The sequence below is a fragment of the Marinomonas ostreistagni genome (assembly GCF_016888445.1).
Classification (GTDB): domain Bacteria; phylum Pseudomonadota; class Gammaproteobacteria; order Pseudomonadales; family Marinomonadaceae; genus Marinomonas; species Marinomonas ostreistagni.
On sequence record NZ_JAFEKF010000004.1, the window covers coordinates 129865 to 145198 of the forward strand.

The window sequence follows — 15334 nt, forward strand, 5'->3', positions numbered from 1 at the left end:
ATACTTAATTAAATAATCATATTTTTCATAGAGTTAAGACATGGTTTACACACTCGGACAGCTTTTAAATCGCCTTACTTTTCGTCAATTACAGGTGTTTCAGGTGGTGTTTCAAAAGCTCAGTTACTCCAAAGCCGCCGCAGAGCTTGGCTTAACCCAGCCAGCGGTCAGTGCGCAGATGAAACAACTCGAAGCAGCGCTTGGGCAGCCGATGTTTGATTACGTCGGTAAGCAGCTCTATGTGACGCCAGCAGGGGCTCAGTTAGAGCGAGTGGTGCGTGAGATCTTTAGCGACCTAGAAACCTTGCAGATGGATTTGTATCAGTTAGAGGGGCAATTACGCGGTGAGTTGCGTATCTGTGTGGTGAGCTCTGCAGAAATCATTTTGCCGTATTTGCTCAAGGGCTTTTTGCAGAAATACCCGCAAGTCGACGCCCGTTTGACGGTATTAAACCGTACTAATGCCACCGAGCGGTTACTGCAAAACCAAGACGATATCGCCGTCACGGGTATCGTGCCAGACACGCGCTTGCTCAATCGCCAGCCTTTCTTCGATAACCTTTTGGTGCCCGTGGTAAAAGCCGATCATCCGCTCTTAACCCTAAAAAACATCACGCCACAGATCTTTTTTGACGCTGGGTTTTTACAGCGCGAAACCGGCTCGGGCTCACGGGGCGCCATCGAAAACTTCTGTAAAGACCAGCGCATCAAGCTTAAACCCGTGATGGAGCTAGGCTCTAACGAATCGATTAAGCATGGCGTATTGGCAGGTCTTGGTGTGTCGCTATTGCCACTGGTCAATGTCATCACCGAATTGCGTGCGGGTAGCTTAATCATGCCCACCATCAAAGGCTTTCCACTCAAGCGTAGCTGGTGTGCGGTGTACCCTAGCAGCAAACAGCCGACGCCAGTGATGCAGGCATTTTTAGATCATCTGCGCGAAGAGGGCGATCGTACCCTGTCGGCGCAGTTTGCCTACGACTAGAGTACATCCTCGCCAAAGTGGCCCAATGGACTCGACTCGTCGTCTTCAGGTTCGCTAAAGGTCCAAAAGTTAATGCTGTAAGGGGCGACTAAGTCTATTTTGGCAAGCTTAGGGAAGTCTTTTAGGCGCACTTTGCCTTTACGAAACTTGGGGATCACGCCGTTGATTAGCACCTTTTTACTGGTGAGTTTGTCGGCGGTGATTTCAAAGCGCCGCTTAGGTGTGCCAAATGCCTGAAAGCGCACTCGGTGTGCCCGCGGTGTCATGTTGATAATCAGCAGCGTCATGCGTTGCTGCTTGTGGCCACCGTGACAATAGACGATCAAATCCGAGTTGGCGCAGCTCACGTCATACACTTGGCAGCCCATCAAGCGCTTCCAGAGCCAACTGACCCAAAAGTCTGGGTTGGGTTTTAAGGTTTCCCGTTGGATCAAGCCATAATCGCCGCCAATCAACGACTGACGGATCATCACCTTTTGCCCCAGTTTAGCGCCACGACCGAGTTGATCCGCCCACCAGAAACACGAGGCAAAACGATCTGATAACTTCGGCTGACCACCACACTGAGCAGAGCCGGATTCACCGGTCCAAAGCTGAGCCTGCGGTTGGTATTTGGCGCGATAGCTTTCTAATTTGTTCGAAAAGGTTTCAAAGTCTTGTAGTGAGCGTGGGTCGAGCAATTTTTCGATGCGCGCGGTGCGTGTGCGCACTGGCGAGCGCTGACTCTGAAACGGGTAATAATGCCAATCGACGATATCGAGCTGGCCTTCCAGCTGAGCCAAAAAGCCTGGCGTGATATTAGAAAGGTATTTGATGGTTTCACCAAGATAGGGCCAAAAGGCACTGCCTGGTCCTGCAATCAAACTATCAGGGCTCAACAGGCGCACTTGATTAATAAAGCGCTGATAATCCAACACCAATTGCTTGGTGCGTGGCTGTGCTTTAAGGCCATGAAATGCCCAATAAGCGTTTAGCTCATTACCCAGCTCACAAACATCAATCTTGCTGCCACGTTTTAAAGTGTACTGCAGCAGTGCGGCGCTGTCGGCACCGTTCCAGTTGCCGTGTTGTGAGCGGTTAAAGGCGCCGTATTTGAAGGTGAACATAAACTTCAAATCATGCTGAGCGATGAAATCCAGCAGCCGATTCCAAATGGCTTCACTGAGCTCTGGTTCTTTATCATGTGGCGCTTGATCAGCACAAAAGTAGTGAATGGTATCGGCTTCAGAGCCCCCGACGCGTAAGTAAGCAGGGCTTAAGTGTTGGACAAATTGACTGAGTTTGGGGGGATTAAATGCCAGCGGTGGCACGCGATTAGTCCCCAGACCGCGACTAGAGGTGGTGCTGCCTTCCCACCATTGACCACCGATGATCAGGGAAATATCGATCGAGTACGATAAATAGCATGGGTCTACGCTGTGGATCGGGGTGTCACGTTCTAGCTTAATCAGATTGATAGTGCGAGCACGCGGGGTTTGGGCGACACGAAACGGGTTAAAAAGCATCGATCAATCTCCATCCTAGAGTGCCAGTCTGCCAACTCTATGTGACAAGCGCGTGACGCTTTGATGTGCGCTAAGACGCTGTATTCACGGCAACTTTGATCTAATTAGCGCGCTAAACGACATGCTGTGTTGCATTAAAATGCATTCCATTCAATGATTTAGCAAATAATAAACTTGGACTTATAGAGAGCGACCCGTGAGTAGCACCACCAATCCTTATGGCTTGACCATGCATGCCCAGCGCGATGCGTTGTACGCTGAGCTGCATTCCCGACCGTTTCAAAGCTTGCCAAGCCCGTGCCGTATTAGTTATCTGGCGGTGATGGCCGATGCCCAGCAAAAGGTCTTGGATTTTGAGCATTTTTGCACCCTGTATGGTCATTTTCACCAAGTACCACCAGCACACGATGCAGTCTGCATTGAGGCCAATTTTGGCGACTTACGAGTACGTCGCGAAACGCATTTAGAGTTTATTTCCTACACTATTATTGATTCGGGAGCGCCGTTTTTAGATGCGCCGTTTGCCAACAATGGTCTAGATCGCTTGCCTAAAGAGTGGTTACAGCAATTACGCGGAGCCGTCGTATCGGCGTTTCATATTGCGGTGGAAGATGGCCAAGGCAAAGCGCTGGCGGATCGTGCCTCGGTGCGTGCCCATTTTGAAGGCATGCGCTTGGTGGGCAGTTATCCGCAAAATGGTGATGCCCAAGTGTGGACTACCTTTAAAACCCACAGCGATGGCTGTGGTCGCCTGTTGGTGTTTAATCATCAGATGACAGAGAGTCAGTTAGGGCGCATGGTGCAGCGCTTGATCGAGATCGAATCCTATCGCTTGATGGCGCTGCTTGGGTTGCCCTTAGCGCGCCATTACAACCAAAGCTTGGCGCCGATGGACCAAAAGCTCGCCGATCTGACCGCCTTGCTGGCAGAAACCAATGAAGAAGTCGACGAGCAGGCGGTGTTAGGTGAAATCATCGAAATGGCCGCATGGGTCGAGTCAGCTCGTGCCGAAACCAGCTTTCGTTTCAGCGCCACGGCCGCGTATCACGAGTTGGTGGTCAATCGTCTAGAGGCGCTTAAAGAAGACGAAGTCTCTGGGCATCTAACCATCACAGAATTTATGACCCGTCGCCTGACGCCCGCCGTGCGCACTTGTAAGGCGACTGATAAGAACCTTGAGAATTTATCGCGTCGTATTGATCGGGTTTCAGACATGATGCGCACCCGCGTGGAAATGTCGATCCAATCGCAAAACCAGCACCTGTTGGCCTCGATGGACCGCCGCTCTAAGATACAGCTGGCGATGCAGCATACGGTCGAAGGTTTATCCGTCGCAGCGATCTCGTACTACAGCGTGGGCTTGATCAAATACCTGATCGAAGCCGCCTACGAAAAAGGCGCGCCGATCGATAAAAGTATGGCCGTCGGCATCGCCGTGCCACTGGTAATCGGTGGAGTGTGGTGGGCGACTAGGCGTATTCATAAGCGCTTTATGAAGCTTGCTAAAGAGCAAATCGGTTAAACACTGAGTAAGTGACGTACTGCGCTCAAAAAATGCTGTGTTTTGCGGTAGAATGGCGGCGAATTTTCTTTGGATGGTTGTAGTTGTGGTAGAACAAGCGCAGTTTTCAAAAACGTTGCTTCACCCAAAACATTGGGGACTTTGGCTAGGCATTGGCTTAGCGCGTTTACTTTCTATGTTGCCGTTACGTTGGCAAATGGCTGTTGGTAAAGGCATTGGCCGGTTGATGAAACTGTTTGCCAAAGGCCGTGTGCGCACTGCCCGCCGTAATCTTGAGTTGTGTTTTCCTGACATGCCAGAGTCAGAGCGTGAGCAGTTGTTGACGCGTAACTTCGAAGAATCTGGTCGTGCGATCTTTGACACCGTGTGTGCTTGGTGGTGGTCAGACAAGCGAGTGCAAGCGCACATGAACATCAAAGGGCAAACCCACGTACAGCAAACCTTGGACAATGGCCAAGGGGTGATTTTGTTTGCTGTACACTGTTTGCCGCTGGAAATGGGCGCGCGTATTTTTGGCCAGTTTAACCCAGGTGTCGGGGTTTACCGTCCTCACAACAATCCAGTGATGGAATATCTGCAAGTTAAAGGGCGCTTGCGTTCTAATAAGGCCTTGATCCCGAAGCGAGATCTGCGCCAAATGGTGCGCAGCCTGCGTGCGCCGGATGTGATCTGGTACACCGCTGACCAAGACTTTGGTCGTTCTAGTGCCGTGTTTATTCCATTCTTTGCAGTCCAAGAAGCGGCCACCATCACCGGCGGCACAACGCTGGCGAAACTTGGTAAAGCGAAAGTCTTGCCATTTTTTGTCGAGCGTGACGCGAGCAATGGCGCTTACAATATTGAGATCGGCGCACCGCTGGAAAACTTCCCCGGCGAGAGCGAGTTGGACGATGCTATCTTAGGCAACCAAATCATCGAGCAGATCATTAGCCGCAATAAAGAGCAGTACATGTGGCTGCACCGTCGCTTTAAAACTCGCCCAGTGAAAGGCGATCCGTCTCTTTACTCTGACGCCAAATAAGCTATTTGCCTAGTTATTTGCGCGAAACATCCTAAAAGTCAGCGCGTATGCGCTGACTTTTCTTAGTTCTCCCTTTCGCTGACAAGGCTTCGTATTCCATCCTTAACTGTAATAAGGCTTTACTGAGCCGCTTACGTTACACGTTAAAGGAGGAACTCATGTCGCAAAACAAGACCGCACAACTTTATCGTATGGTGATGACAGACCACGTATGTCCATTTGGGCTTAAGTCTCGTCATTTACTCAAATCACATGGTTACGAGGTCGAAGACCATCATCTGACCAGTCGTGAGCAGATCGATGCCTTTAAAGATAAGCATGGTGTGGACACCACCCCTCAGACCTTTATCAATGGGCAACGTATTGGCGGCTACGATGAGCTGAAAGCTTATTTTGGTAAAGCGCCAAAGGATGATGGCGAAAAATCCTACTGGCCAGTATTGTCACTGTTTGCCATCACGGCGTTGATGGCGCTCGGAGCCGCTGCGGTGGCAACGGGAAACTTTTTGTCGGTGTTAACCTTTGAGTGGTTTATTGCCTTTTCTATGTGTGGCTTGGCGTATCTTAAGATTCGCGATGTCGAAAGCTTTTCAACCATGTTTTTAAACTATGACTTGTTGGCGAAGCGCTGGGTGCCTTATGGCTACGTCTACCCATACGCCGAAGCCGCCGCTGGTATCTTGATGATCGCAGGTATTTTGCCGTGGTTATCGATCCCGATTGCATTCTTTATCGGCTTGGTGGGCGCGGTGTCTGTGTTTAAAGCGGTATACATCGATAAGCGCGAATTGAAATGTGCCTGTGTCGGCGGCGGCAGCAATGTGCCATTAGGCTTTATCTCATTAACAGAAAACCTAATGATGCTGGCCATGGCAATTTGGATGTTTATCAAGGTGGCGATGTAATGGGACTCAGCCCAGCACTGCAGCGTGACAGCGCTGGGCTTGTGTCGTCTTAGATAGTTTAAGTGATGTCCATCAGCTCGGCATGATCGGGCAGGCTATTATGTTTGTGGGCTAAATAGCGGTCTAAGTCCGTCATTTGCTCAGTGCTGAACTCTAAGCCCAGTTTGCTGCGTCGCCAAAGCACGTCCTCTGCGTTAAACGCCCACTCATGATCGATCAAGTAATCGACTTCTTTGGCGTACAAATCTGCACCAAAACATTGCCCCAGATCTGCAAGGGTTGTGGCTTCGCCTAGCAGCACATAGCTAAGCGTGCCGTAGCTTGCGGTGAAGCGCTTGGCTAGAGCCTCCGTTAAAAATGGAAACTCTTGGCGCAAGGCACTCGCTAGGATGCTGTGATCGTTGTCCATATCACCACCGGGCAGTGGGTGGGCGTGAGTCCATTCTTTACCCATATGTGGTAAGTAGGGCTTCAAGTCATGCATGGCAGAATTGGCCAATTGGCGATAGGTGGTGATTTTGCCGCCAAAGATACTCAGCAGCGGCGCTTGGCCATGTTCGTCTTCCACATGCAGTGTGTAGTCACGAGTCACCGATGAGGCGTCTGACTGGTCGTCGTTGAGTAGCGGGCGCACGCCCGAATAGCTCCAGACGATATCGTTTTCAGATAATTGCTTCTTAAAGTGTTGATTGGCGACATCCAAAATATAATCGGTTTCGGCTTGGCTAATGCTGGCTTCTTTGGGATCTCCCGTGTGCTCTTCATCGGTGGTGCCGATTAGGGTGTAGCGCTCCCGATAAGGGATGGCAAACACAATGCGCTTGTCGGCGTTTTGCATAATAAACGCGTTGTCTTGCTCAAACAGCTTAGGCACCACGATGTGGCTGCCCTTGATCATACGGATCTGATAGGGGGCTTGGCGCTCAAGCTTAGTTTCGATAAAACTGGAAACCCAAGGCCCTGCGGCATTGATTAGCGCTTTGGCGGTGAAGCGCTTACGCTTTTGCGTCAGTGTTTCGACTACCTCAATCACCCAGTGATCTTGCTCGCGATAAGCAGCTTCACAACGCGTGCGCGGCATAATCAAGGCGCCACATTCGCGGGCGCTGATAGCATTGGCCACCACCAAGCGTGCGTCGTCGACCCAGCAATCCGAGTATTCAAAGCCTTGCTCGATATCTGGCTTCAGTGGGCTATCGGCACCGTATTGCACATTAAACGAACTGGCCAAGCGCTCACGCTTACCGATGTGGTCATACAAAAATAGCCCTAAACGAATCAGCCACGCTGGGCGCAGATGCGGGCGATGTGGTAGCTGAAAGCGCATCGGCGTCACCAAGTGGGGCGCAATGGACAGCAATACCTCACGCTCGCCCAGTGCTTCGTGGACGAGGCGAAACTCGTAATGCTCCAAATAGCGCAGGCCGCCGTGAATCAATTTGCTGCTGGCCGAAGACGTGGCACTGGCCAAATCGTTCATCTCACACAAGGCTACTGATAAGCCACGTCCAGCGGCATCGGCCGCGATTCCCGTGCCGTTGATACCACCGCCTACGACAAACAGGTCAAAGTGGGTTTGCGTCATCCTAGCTCTCCCTAAAAAATGGCTGAAACAGTGCTTATCACTAGGATTAAGCCTAGCAGAGGTTACGTCTTGATGACGTCATGAAAGCCACACAACCTGTAAAAAAATATGGACTGGCTTTTTTAGCCCGCATTCGTTGGTACACTTAAAGCATAACAACAACCGATCTGACGCGTGCGCTTTGAGCGGCCGCGTTGTCATTGCAAGGATGATTGCCATGAGCACCTATTTACTCGCCATCGACCAAGGCACCACCAGCACGCGAGCCATTTTATTTGACCAACGCGGCAATCCACTCGGACAAGCACAGCAAGAGTTTAAGCAACACTTCCCCAAAGACGGCTGGGTCGAGCATGACCCAAAAGATCTTTGGCAAACCACTCTAGACGTGTGCCAAACCTTGCTTAAAGAACAAGCCATCAGTGCCCAAGACATACTGAGTGCGGGCATCACCAACCAACGTGAAACCACGCTTTTATGGGACATAGACAGCGGCGAGCCGGTGTACAACGCCATTGTCTGGCAGGACCGTCGCACCAGTAGCGTATGCCAAACGCTGGTCGAACAAGGCCATGGTCAAAGCGTGCAAGACAAAACCGGTCTATTGATCGATCCGTACTTTTCGGCCACCAAGATTCGCTGGATTTTGGACAATGTAGACGGCGTGAAGGCGCGTGCGGAGCAGGGCAAAATCGCTTTTGGTACGGTCGACAGTTATCTACTGTGGTGTTTGAGCAAAGGCGCCAGCCATCGCACCGATGCCACCAACGCCGCGCGCACCATGGCGTTTAACATTCATACCCAGCAGTGGGATCAAGAGCTGATCGAGCTGTTTGGCATCCAAGCTGTAATTTTCCCAGAAGTGATGGACTCCAGTGATGACTTTGGTGTTATCGATGCCCAGTGGCTAGGGGCTGAGATTCCGGTGCAAGGCATTGCTGGAGACCAACAAGCCGCGCTGATCGGCCAAGCTTGTTTTGCCCCCGGGATGGTGAAAAGCACCTACGGCACAGGCTGTTTCTTGATCCTCAATACTGGTAGTGAGGTGCTGAAATCCGAGCACAAAATGCTGACCACCGTGGGCTATCGTATCAATGGCGAAGTCACCTACGCTTTAGAGGGCAGTATCTTTGTCGCGGGCGCTGCAATCCAATGGCTGCGTGATGGTTTGCAACTGTTTGATCATGCCAGCGAAACCGAGAGTCTGGCCCAGCGTGCGCTCAATGCCGATACCGTCTACTTAGTGCCGGCGTTTACTGGCCTTGGCGCACCGTATTGGGACCCAGACGCACGTGGTGCCATGATCGGCCTGACCCGTGATACCAGCGTCTATGACATCGTCAACGCTGGCTTGCGCTCCGTGTGTTACCAAACCAAAGACCTTGTCGATGCCATGACCCAAGATGGCGCAGAGTTCAGCACGCTGCGAGTGGATGGCGGCATGGTGGTCAATGATTTAGTGGTGCAGTTTTTAAGTGATTTGCTGGGCATCAAAGTAGAGCGCCCTGTGGTGACCGAAACCACTGCCTTGGGCGTGGCGTACTTGGCGGGGCTTAAAGCGGGCGTGTTTGACTCCCTCGATGACATCAGTGAACTGTGGCAAGCCCAGCGCTGCTTTGATCCTGAAATGGGCGAAGACAATCGCAGTACGCTCTATCAAGGCTGGTTAGAAGCCGTGCAACGAGTACGCTCGACACCGTAAAAACATGGGGTGCAAAAATCTGAGCTGGCGTTTATATTGAGGCTATCACGGTTTAATCAGACAACAATAAGATAACCCACTGCGTGTGGTAAGGATGACCCAATGATCCGAGTGATTTACGAATGGTATGTGGTGCCCGAGAATCTAGAAGCGTTTAGCGAAGCGTGGCAACAGACGACGACCTTGGTGCGCGAAGTCTACCAAGGCGCCCACGGTAGCTGCTTGCTCAAGGACAGCAAAGACGCTCACACGGTGTTAACCATCGCGCGCTGGAATTCAGAAGATGACTGGCGCACCTTTTGGTCTTCAGAGAATCCGCCAGAAGTCACGCAGATGAGCAAATTGGCGCGTCTTAAAGACATTAAAATCTACGAAGAGATTGGCCATTTTAAAGCCTAAGTTTTGCTTCATTCAGCCACAAAAAAGGCGCCCTTGGGGCGCCTTTTTTAGTGCTATTGATTGTCAGCCAAGACGGTCTATTAAGCGTTAAACAAACCGTTAAACAACTTCAGACCTTCTTCTTTACCGCCTTTGTTGTAGGCATCTAGCAATGCTGAACCAATGATCGCCACATCCGCTTTGCCTTTTAGGGCGTCTACATGGGCTTTTTCACGGATACCAAAGCCAACACCGATCGGTGCATTGGCATGGGAATTAATCTCCGCTAAGTACTCGTCTAATGACTGGCGCTCGCCGCCATTGTGGTTGGAGTTACCTGTTACACCTGAGCGTGCCACGCAGTACAAGAAACCACGCGCTTCGCTGGCTAAAAATGCCAAACGATCTTTAGGTGTCACGGGCGTCACCAACCAAACTGGATCAACACCGTGAGTATCACAGTAAGAGCGCAGCTCTGTCGCTTGCTCGTACGGTAGATCTGGCAGGATCAAACCTTGGATGTTTTCTTCGGCGCAGCGTTTTACCAGCTTCTCAAGACCGTAGCGGTACATTGGGTTGAGGTAGCTCATCAGCGCGATGCGGCTTTGTGGGTAATCACGACCTAGCTGACCGATGTCTGATAGACACTGCTCAACCGTTAGCTGCTGGTCGTGCAGGGCTCCGTGACACGCCGCCACGATCGTCGGGCCATCGGCCACGGGATCAGAAAACGGAAACTGGACTTCGATAAAGTCGGCGCCTGCTTCTAGCAGCGTCGCCATCCAATCCAAGCTCTCTTGTACCGTAGGGTAGCCGTAGACCACGTGCGTCATAGACAAAATCGGCTTTTGCTGACGTTTGTCGGCAATGTATTGGGCTAATTGGCTCATGCTTACGCTTCCCCTTGGTTGTTGTCTGACAAATGTTCGTTGTAATCGGCCATGTAATTCTCCAAGAACTCTGGGAAGGTAAGATCGTTCATCGCCTTAGCGACGTTAAAGATGTCTTTATCGCCACGACCTGACAAGTTGATCACAATGCGTGATTCTTTTGGCAGATTTGGCGCATCTTTAAACGCACCGGCTAGCGCGTGAGACGATTCCAATGCTGGGATGATGCCTTCTTTTTTCAGTAGCAAAGAACACGCTTCAACCACTTCGTCGTCCATGGCGTAGGTCATCTGAATGCGACCTTCTTGCGCCAAGTGAGCAATGATGGGGGACACGCCCACGTAATCTAGACCCGCCGCGATCGAATGTGTTTCTTGTAACTGACCATTATCGTCTTGCAAAAACATGGTCGCAAAGCCCTGAGCGATACCTTTTTGACCCAACCCGTTGGATAGACGGATCGAGTGTTGGCCTAGTTCTAAGCCTTTACCGCCGGCTTCAACACCGACCATTTCTACGTTTTTCTCTTCTAGGAATGGCAAGAACAAACCACAAGCATTCGAGCCACCACCGACACACGCGTACAAGCGATCTGGGTACTGGCCAAACTGCGCTTGGCTTTGTTCTTTGACTTCTTCACCGATCACCGACTGGAAGTACGCCACCATCTCAGGGAAGGGCGCACAACCACAGGTCGTACCGATCAGGTAGTGGCTGTCTTCATGGCTTGAAGACCAGTCACGTAATGCTTCATCCAAGGCGTCACGCAGAGTCTGCGCGCCTTCTTCTACAGGCACCACAGTGGCACCTAACTGCTTCATCCAAAACACGTTTGGATACTGACGCTTCACATCTTTGGCGCCCATGTAAATGGTACACTCAAGACCCAAACGGGCCGAGATCAATGCCGTCGCGACACCGTGCTGCCCGGCACCGGTTTCCGCGATCACACGCTTCTTACCCATGCGCTTCACAAGCAGCGCTTGGCCAATCACGTTATTCATCTTGTGCGCGCCAGACTGGTTTAAATCTTCACGCTTAAGGTAAATCTGCGCACCGCCGAAGTGGTCAGTTAGGTTCTTACAAAAGGTCAACGGCGTAGGGCGGCCAGAATAGTTCTGCCAAGTGTCCTTCAACTCCGCAATAAACTCAGGATCGTTCTTCGCCTCCTCAAAAGCATGAAGAATTTGCTGCTGGCTCGCGTACAGAATCTCCGGGATGTAACTCCCGCCAAACTCACCGTAGTAACCATTATTGCTTTGCATGAAAGACTCCTATCGGATCAACAATGCCTCATAGGCATCAAAATTAATAACTAAACGATGAGGTAAAGTTAATAGAGAAAACCCACACCGTCAAGCCTAGAAATGCAATTTATTTACTATAGCGTTTAGTTAATGCTAAAAGCCTTACTTACAGCGGCCTACAGCTCTTGTACGAGCGCACTCCGTGCCGCGATCAAACCAGCAACCTCCACGGCAAACCGAAGCCCCAAAGCCGTAGGACCTCGGTCCCCGAGGGAATAATCTGCTATCTAGGAGATCTAGCTAAGAAGTCAGCGACCATTTGTACGAGCGCACTCCGTGCCGCGATCAAACCAGCAACCTCCACGACAAACCGAAGAATCAAAGCCGTAGGACCTTGGTCCCCGAGGGATTAACCTGCAATCTAGGTAATCTCGCTAAGAAGCCAGCGATCCTTTGTACGAGCGCACTCCGTGCCGCGATCAAATCAGCAACCTCCACGATAAACCGAAGCTCCAAAGCCGTAGGACCTCGGTCCCCGAGGGAATAATCCGCAAGCTCGGCAATCTTTCTAAGAAGCCTGCGAACCTTTGTACGAGCGCACTCCGTGCCGCGATCAAATCAGCAACCTCCACGGCAAACCGAAGCGCCAAAGCTGTAGGACCTCGGTCCCCGAGGGATAATCTGTAAGCTCGTTACTCTAGCTGGGTGGCTGATAAACAGCATCGGCTACAACTATCGCTTTGCTTGATAGGATCAATAAAACATCAACCTTTGGTCTAAAATGGTGCATTTGAGCTTGGGAAGGACACTGGAATCGGGTATCGTCTGTCAGTAATGTGTCAGCAGTTGTGGGCTCTGTAAAATCAATCAACCCTAACAACGTGCTGTCAAAAAAAATTATAACGCGCATGCTCGATTTTGTGTTTTAAGTTGTTGTGGGGTAAGTCTAAAAAGTGGTTTTAAAACAGGTTGTTATAGGCGACTTATTGAGCACGATGGCACTGTGTAAACGCGCATGCGCACTATTAAAATGTTAACTGGGAAGGAACCCATGAATCAGAATCTTGCGGATGAGCTGGTCACGATGATGACAGAAGACCAGCGGTTGTTGCAGCAACTCTTCGATTCCGGAGAGCTGCCATCGGAGTCTTATCATCCTCGGATGAAAGCTCTGCATGAGCAGAATGCTTCTCGCTTGAAAGAGATTATTGGTGCTCACGGCTGGCCCGGTATTTCACTAGCTGGGGAAGAGGGCGCCAAAGCTGCATGGCTGGTCGTTCAGCATTCCGTTTCAGATCCCGAGTTCATGGGGGAGTGTGTCTTCCTACTAGAATGTGCCGTTGCAAGAGAGGATGTAGCGGGCTGGCAGTTGGCATTCCTTCAGGATCGGGTGCGTACTCTAGCAGGCAAGTCTCAATACTACGGCACTCAGTTTGATGTTGATGAAAACGGTTGGCCGATACCGTTTCCTATTGAGGATTCTGCTACGGTTAATGAACGCCGCGCGCGTCTTGGACTGAACTCCATCGAGGAGCGCCAGGAACAAATGACTGAGCAGGAGCGGAAGCGCCGTGCCAATATCGAACAATCCAGTTAACAAAACGCGGCACTCGGACGCCTTTGTCTCCGCTTCGCTGCGTCAAGGTCGCCGGTGCGCTCTGCGTTAGGTATTCAGAGGGAACTATGGAAAATTACAAACCCTTGATTGGTCATTTGCCTGTAGCAGATCATGCTATTGGTACAAAACTAGCTACTTGGGAAAAGTATCAAGAGAGCCACCCAGAAATTTGGAATACAATACAATCTATATTTTCTGGTGAACAGGATGTAAAACTACGCAGGCAAGACCTCAAAGACATCGCAGACACTCAGGATTACAACAAGTTAATAATATCAACGATTCTATGGGGCTACTCATCAGGCATGAGAGGCAACAACTTCTCAAAGATTATCACGAAATTGCCTGAGATAGCCTCTTTATTAAAGTGTGCATCGCAAGGTATTGATGACTGGGAAACACACTACAACAAAGTAAAAGAAATTAGTGGGTTAGGGTTGTCTACATACTCAAAATTTCTCTATTTTGTTGGAGGTAAAATTGAGGGGCATGAGCCACTAATTTTGGACATTCGTGTAATTGAAGCCATCAATACAGGTATTTATAAAGAGTTTGCTGGCATGAAGCGTATAACTTATACAAATGCGCCAAACCTTTATCCTGAGTATCTGAAAATTATGAATGATTTTGCATTATCTTCTGAGTGCACAGCAGCACAGGCAGAGATGTTTTTATTTATGTTTGGGCAAAACCTAAAACAACATACTTAACAAAGCATTTAAGAGTGATTCGCAAAGCTTGGCAGTTTCGCTTCGCTCAAGTACAGCCAAGCACCGCTCACACCTTAATACGGCGTTATATGTTTAGAGGTAAAAATGTACAATCCAGTTGAAATGCACGGACGATTTTTCGTTCTCAACTCATTCTTTCGCTCTTATTATCTGATGGGTGGCTTAGATAAATTATGCGGGGTATACGATGCTAGCTCCAAAGAAGAATCTACGTTTACTCATATTCACAATGTGATGCTATGTGACACAGTTATTAGTTGGTGTAAGTTATTTGGCAACGACACGGAAGAATGTCACTGGAAAAATCTAGTTACTGATTATGCGGACTTCAGGAAGCATCTTTTCTCTGATTTAGGTATTTCTGCAAAGAAATTTCGAGACTATCAGTTACAAGTCTTGGATTTTCGCAATAAGTGGGTTGTTCACTACGAGCCCAGTTACAATCACGACATCATTCCATTATTTGAACACATGTTTGCTAGTGCACTTTGTCTACACAACTATCTTCGAGAGCAAGTGGGCAATGATTATGGTGGTCCAGAGAGTATGGAAGATTTTGGCTCAAAGGTTGTGGAATCACTAGTTCAGCGTTTGAAAGAACCACACATATAACAAAGCATTTAAGAGTGATTCGCAACGCTTGGCAGTTTAGCTTCGCTCAAGTATAGCCAAGCGCCGCTCACGCCTTAATGCGGCGTTATGAGGCATAGGAAAACTAAACCATGGCTGGAATAGTTTCTAGAATTCATCAAGGACGATATGACTCTGAAAAGAGTCTTCTAATTTTAAGGAAAAATGCCTTAGAAAAAGATCGAGTTGATGTTTTAGATGCAGTGCATCAGCGATTTAAAAAAATTCATCCTAAAATATATCAACGCTTAGTCGGTCCTTTATATGAGCGGAAAAGAGATCCTAAATATAAATGTTATTGTAATTATCCAAAAAGCTTGTATGAGGTTTACGAGGATATAATGAACGGTAGCGTTCATTTTCATTCGTTGATGTGTGATGCTTGTTGGCAGGAAGACCTTGCGAAAACATGGGGCTATTATGGATGGGCGAGTAAACTTATTCCTAAGAGAGTATGGGATAGTCTTTGCGAAGAGCGGGCGAACGACAAGTTTGTTGAATAACCTTATAACAAAGCCAGCTAGTTGGGGCGCATTCTGCGCCCCTGCTGGCGGCGTTATATGGCATTGAAATCGCGTTCACTTGCAACTTATGCGGGCCTAATAAATTAAATAT

General features: G+C 49.6%; 14 protein-coding genes. 10 read left to right on the plus strand and 4 right to left on the minus strand.

Annotated features, from left to right (window positions below; translation table 11 throughout):
- Positions 1–40: 40 nt before the first annotated feature.
- Positions 41–985, plus strand: a complete 945-nt coding sequence (locus JQX58_RS11990; protein ID WP_204147104.1) for a LysR family transcriptional regulator — start codon at positions 41–43, stop codon at positions 983–985.
- On the opposite strand, the gene JQX58_RS11995 is transcribed toward JQX58_RS11990, so the two are convergent.
- Positions 982–2490, minus strand: coding sequence for a glycosyl hydrolase family 79 N-terminal domain-containing protein (locus tag JQX58_RS11995; RefSeq protein WP_204147105.1), 1509 nt, complete (start codon positions 2488–2490; stop codon positions 982–984). The genes JQX58_RS11990 and JQX58_RS11995 overlap by 4 nt on opposite strands.
- A gap of 196 nt (positions 2491–2686) precedes the next feature.
- Here JQX58_RS11995 and JQX58_RS12000 point away from each other — a divergent pair, with 196 nt between their 5' ends.
- From JQX58_RS12000 to JQX58_RS12010, 3 genes are all read left to right on the plus strand, one after another.
- Positions 2687–4012, plus strand: coding sequence for a DUF3422 family protein (locus JQX58_RS12000; protein WP_338040736.1), 1326 nt, complete (start codon positions 2687–2689; stop codon positions 4010–4012).
- Positions 4013–4097: 85 nt separating this feature from the next.
- Positions 4098–5033, plus strand: coding sequence for an LpxL/LpxP family Kdo(2)-lipid IV(A) lauroyl/palmitoleoyl acyltransferase (locus JQX58_RS12005; RefSeq protein ID WP_204147106.1), 936 nt, complete (start codon positions 4098–4100; stop codon positions 5031–5033).
- Positions 5034–5191: 158 nt separating this feature from the next.
- Positions 5192–5938, plus strand: a complete 747-nt coding sequence (locus JQX58_RS12010) for a MauE/DoxX family redox-associated membrane protein (RefSeq protein WP_204147107.1) — start codon at positions 5192–5194, stop codon at positions 5936–5938.
- Between the two features lie 58 nt (positions 5939–5996).
- On the opposite strand, the gene glpD is transcribed toward JQX58_RS12010, so the two are convergent.
- Positions 5997–7523, minus strand: a complete 1527-nt coding sequence (gene glpD / locus JQX58_RS12015; protein ID WP_204147108.1) for a glycerol-3-phosphate dehydrogenase — start codon at positions 7521–7523, stop codon at positions 5997–5999.
- A gap of 217 nt (positions 7524–7740) precedes the next feature.
- Between glpD and glpK the strand changes: the two genes are divergently transcribed.
- Both glpK and JQX58_RS12025 read left to right on the plus strand, forming a co-directional pair.
- Complete coding sequence (gene glpK, locus JQX58_RS12020) at positions 7741–9225, plus strand: glycerol kinase GlpK (protein ID WP_204147109.1); 1485 nt, start codon at positions 7741–7743, stop codon at positions 9223–9225.
- 102 nt (positions 9226–9327) lie between these two features.
- Entirely contained in the window at positions 9328–9624 is a 297-nt protein-coding gene (locus tag JQX58_RS12025) for an antibiotic biosynthesis monooxygenase family protein (protein ID WP_204147110.1), read from the plus strand.
- An 80-nt stretch (positions 9625–9704) separates the two neighbouring features.
- Here the strand turns inward: JQX58_RS12025 and trpA are convergent, their stop codons facing one another.
- Both trpA and trpB read right to left on the minus strand, forming a co-directional pair.
- Positions 9705–10493, minus strand: coding sequence for a tryptophan synthase subunit alpha (trpA, locus tag JQX58_RS12030; protein WP_204147111.1), 789 nt, complete (start codon positions 10491–10493; stop codon positions 9705–9707).
- 2 nt (positions 10494–10495) lie between these two features.
- Positions 10496–11758, minus strand: a complete 1263-nt coding sequence (gene trpB / locus JQX58_RS12035; protein WP_204147112.1) for a tryptophan synthase subunit beta — start codon at positions 11756–11758, stop codon at positions 10496–10498.
- Between the two features lie 1033 nt (positions 11759–12791).
- Between trpB and JQX58_RS12040 the strand changes: the two genes are divergently transcribed.
- The 4 genes from JQX58_RS12040 (at position 12792) to JQX58_RS12055 (ending at position 15222) form a co-directional block, all read left to right on the plus strand.
- Positions 12792–13337, plus strand: a complete 546-nt coding sequence (locus JQX58_RS12040; protein ID WP_204147113.1) for a DUF6624 domain-containing protein — start codon at positions 12792–12794, stop codon at positions 13335–13337.
- A gap of 86 nt (positions 13338–13423) precedes the next feature.
- On the plus strand, positions 13424–14068 hold the full coding sequence (locus tag JQX58_RS12045; protein WP_204147114.1) for an 8-oxoguanine DNA glycosylase OGG fold protein: 645 nt from the start codon (positions 13424–13426) through the stop codon (positions 14066–14068).
- 105 nt (positions 14069–14173) lie between these two features.
- A complete protein-coding gene (locus JQX58_RS12050; RefSeq protein WP_204147115.1) occupies positions 14174–14701 on the plus strand; it encodes a hypothetical protein in 528 nt (175 codons plus the stop codon).
- Positions 14702–14811: 110 nt separating this feature from the next.
- Entirely contained in the window at positions 14812–15222 is a 411-nt protein-coding gene (locus tag JQX58_RS12055) for a hypothetical protein (RefSeq protein ID WP_204147116.1), read from the plus strand.
- Positions 15223–15334 lie beyond the last annotated feature (112 nt).

Bases quoted from the DNA above. Each gene is read 5' to 3' on its own strand.
- JQX58_RS11990 (WP_204147104.1), top strand. From the start codon at position 41: ATGGTTTACACACTCGGACAGCTTTTAAATCGCCTTACTTTTCGTCAA.
- JQX58_RS11995 (WP_204147105.1), bottom strand. From the start codon at position 2,490: ATGCTTTTTAACCCGTTTCGTGTCGCCCAAACCCCGCGTGCTCGCACT.
- JQX58_RS12010 (WP_204147107.1), top strand. From the start codon at position 5,192: ATGTCGCAAAACAAGACCGCACAACTTTATCGTATGGTGATGACAGAC.
- glpD (WP_204147108.1), bottom strand. From the start codon at position 7,523: ATGACGCAAACCCACTTTGACCTGTTTGTCGTAGGCGGTGGTATCAAC.
- glpK (WP_204147109.1), top strand. From the start codon at position 7,741: ATGAGCACCTATTTACTCGCCATCGACCAAGGCACCACCAGCACGCGA.
- JQX58_RS12025 (WP_204147110.1), top strand. From the start codon at position 9,328: ATGATCCGAGTGATTTACGAATGGTATGTGGTGCCCGAGAATCTAGAA.
- trpA (WP_204147111.1), bottom strand. From the start codon at position 10,493: ATGAGCCAATTAGCCCAATACATTGCCGACAAACGTCAGCAAAAGCCG.
- trpB (WP_204147112.1), bottom strand. From the start codon at position 11,758: ATGCAAAGCAATAATGGTTACTACGGTGAGTTTGGCGGGAGTTACATC.
- JQX58_RS12040 (WP_204147113.1), top strand. From the start codon at position 12,792: ATGAATCAGAATCTTGCGGATGAGCTGGTCACGATGATGACAGAAGAC.
- JQX58_RS12045 (WP_204147114.1), top strand. From the start codon at position 13,424: ATGGAAAATTACAAACCCTTGATTGGTCATTTGCCTGTAGCAGATCAT.
- JQX58_RS12050 (WP_204147115.1), top strand. From the start codon at position 14,174: ATGTACAATCCAGTTGAAATGCACGGACGATTTTTCGTTCTCAACTCA.
- JQX58_RS12055 (WP_204147116.1), top strand. From the start codon at position 14,812: ATGGCTGGAATAGTTTCTAGAATTCATCAAGGACGATATGACTCTGAA.